Origin of the sequence: Polaromonas vacuolata, assembly GCF_012584515.1 — a bacterium.
In the GTDB taxonomy this organism is placed as follows: Bacteria; Pseudomonadota; Gammaproteobacteria; order Burkholderiales; family Burkholderiaceae_C; genus Polaromonas; species Polaromonas vacuolata.
This window is the reverse complement of sequence record NZ_CP051461.1, coordinates 467,501-470,000: the sequence shown is the minus strand read 5'-3', so window position 1 is coordinate 470,000 and position 2,500 is coordinate 467,501. Positions and strand designations below refer to the sequence as shown.

The 2,500-nt window shown below is 48.6% G+C and carries 1 rRNA gene (only partly in view); it reads right to left on the bottom strand.

Going from position 1 to position 2,500, the window contains the following annotated elements:
• Positions 1–2,210: ribosomal RNA gene (locus HC248_RS02305) — 23S ribosomal RNA — on the bottom strand (it extends 670 nt beyond the left edge of the window).
• Positions 2,211–2,500: the final 290 nt, after the last annotated feature.

The following is a 2,500-nucleotide window of genomic DNA, read 5'->3' as shown; positions in this document are numbered from 1 at the left end:
ATGCACTGTCCCCGATCCAGATAATGGACCTAGGTTAGAACCTCAAACACACCAGGGTGGTATTTCAACGTTGGCTCCACCGAAACTAGCGTCCCGGCTTCAAAGCCTCCCACCTATCCTACACAGGTCTGTTCAAAATCCAATACAAAGCTACAGTAAAGGTTCATGGGGTCTTTCCGTCTTTCCGCGGGGAGATTGCATCATCACAAACATTTCAACTTCGCTGAGTCTCAGGAGGAGACAGTGTGGCCATCATTACGCCATTCGTGCAGGTCGGAACTTACCCGACAAGGAATTTCGCTACCTTAGGACCGTTATAGTTACGGCCGCCGTTTACTGGGACTTCAATCAAGAGCTTGCACCCCATCATTTAATCTTCCAGCACCGGGCAGGCGTCACACCCTATACGTCGACTTTCGTCTTAGCAGAGTGCTGTGTTTTTAATAAACAGTTGCAGCCACCGATTTTTTGCAGCCTTTCTCGGCTCCCCAAGTAAATGGTTCACCTACCAAAGGCACACCTTCTTCCGAAGTTACGGTGTCAATTTGCCGAGTTCCTTCTCCTGAGTTCTCTCAAGCGCCTTAGAATACTCATCTCGCGCACCAGTGTCGGTTTGCGGTACGGTCGTGTGTAGCTGAAGCTTAGTGGCTTTTCCTGGAAGCAGGGTATCACTCACTTCGTGTGCAAGCACACTCGTTATCACCCCTCATCTAAGCCCGGCGGATTTTCCTACCAGGCACGACTACAGGCTTGAACCAACATATCCAACAGTTGGCTGAGCTAACCTTCTCCGTCCCCACATCGCACTACACATCGGTACAGGAATATTGACCTGTTTCCCATCAGCTACGCATCTCTGCCTCGCCTTAGGGGCCGACTCACTCTACGCCGATGAACGTTGCGTAGAAAACCTTGCGCTTACGGCGAGGGGGCTTTTCACCCCCTTTAACGCTACTCATGTCAGCATTCGCACTTCTGATACCTCCAGCAGGGTTTACACCACCACCTTCACAGGCTTACAGAACGCTCTCCTACCACGTACAAATAAATTGCACATCCGCAGCTTCGGTAACTGGCTTAGCCCCGTTACATCTTCCGCGCAGGACGACTCGATCAGTGAGCTATTACGCTTTCTTTAAATGATGGCTGCTTCTAAGCCAACATCCTGACTGTTATAGCCTTCCCACTTCGTTTCCCACTTAGCCAATTTTAGGGACCTTAGCTGGCGGTCTGGGTTGTTTCCCTCTTGAGTCCGGACGTTAGCACCCGGTGCTCTGTCTCCCAAGCTGTACTCATCGGTATTCGGAGTTTGCCTTGGTTTGGTAAGTCGCCATGACCCCCTAGCCAAAACAGTGCTCTACCCCCGATGGTAATACTTGAGGCACTACCTAAATAGTTTTCGGAGAGAACCAGCTATTTCCAAGTTTGTTTAGCCTTTCACCCCTATCCACAGCTCATCCGCTAGTTTTGCAACACTAGTCGGTTCGGACCTCCAGTGCGTGTTACCGCACCTTCATCCTGGCCATGGATAGCTCACTTGGTTTCGGGTCTACACCCAGCGACTGTCGCCCTATTCGGACTCGATTTCTCTACGGCTTCCCTATTCGGTTAACCTTGCCACTGAATGTAAGTCGCTGACCCATTATACAAAAGGTACGCAGTCACCCGTTTCCAGGCTCCTACTTTTTGTAAGCATACGGTTTCAGGATCTATTTCACTCCCCTCCCGGGGTTCTTTTCGCCTTTCCCTCACGGTACTAGTTCACTATCGGTCAATGATGAGTATTTAGCCTTGGAGGATGGTCCCCCCATATTCAGACAGGATTTCACGTGTCCCGCCCTACTTCTCGCAAGCTTAGTACCACAAGTGTGTTTTTGCATACGGGACTATCACCCACTATGGTCAGCCTTTCCATGCTGCTTTGCTAACACTCTTGCTATTACTTGCAGGCTCTTCCGATTTCGCTCGCCACTACTCTCGGAATCTCGGTTGATGTCTTTTCCTCGAGCTACTGAGATGTTTCAGTTCACCCGGTTCGCCACGCAGACCTATGTATTCAGTCAGCGTTACCCCGAAGGGTGGGTTTCCCCATTCAGAAATCTCCGGATCAAAGCTAATTTGCCAGCTCCCCGAAGCTTATCGCAGGCTATCACGTCTTTCGTCGCCTATCATTGCCTAGGCATCCACCATATGCTCTTATTCGCTTGACCCTATAACTTTGATTTCTCATAAGCTATCTTCAAGGAATGATTGTGTGGTCTTACACCACACGCGTTATGCCGTATCTTCCAATTATTCAATAAATTACTATCGAAATTAAAAGTTTCTTTTGACGCAATCAAAAAATTATTTACTACTATGTCGCTAGCGGCACGGTCTGCACTAAACCTTTACGAATGTGCAGTTTCCGCTAACGACGCTAATTTAACTCTATAAATTTTTAAAGAACAGCCAATAATTGAAATGAATCAATCAATACAAAGCATCCTCGCGACTTGTC